We start from the raw sequence: 242 nt of genomic DNA, 5'->3' as shown, positions 1-242 counted from the left end.
GCGACCGCGCCGACAGTTCGAGCTTTCGCGGCGACCTCGGCGGACTGCTGCGCAGCCGCGCCTTCGTCGGCTATCTCATGTGCCAGGTGCTGGCGTCGCAGATCATCTTCGCCTTCGCCGGCGGCGGAATTGGCCATCACGAAGGCATTGGCGACCATCACGATCATCTGGGTGCCGAACAGCCAGAGCGGCGCCTGGTTCAGCCCGGCAAAACTCCAGATCAGGTTCAGCAGGCTGCCGCC

The 242-nt window shown here is 65.7% G+C and carries 1 protein-coding gene; it reads right to left on the bottom strand.

What is annotated here, in order from left to right:
- On the bottom strand, positions 1-242 hold a 242-nt coding region (locus tag FNJ47_RS48670; RefSeq protein ID WP_163163801.1), incomplete at both ends, for a hypothetical protein.

This window comes from Bradyrhizobium uaiense (assembly GCF_010811875.1).
GTDB lineage: Bacteria > Pseudomonadota > Alphaproteobacteria > Rhizobiales > Xanthobacteraceae > Bradyrhizobium > Bradyrhizobium uaiense.
Note: the sequence above shows the minus strand (reverse complement) of the source record. Positions and strands in the feature narration are given on the sequence as shown.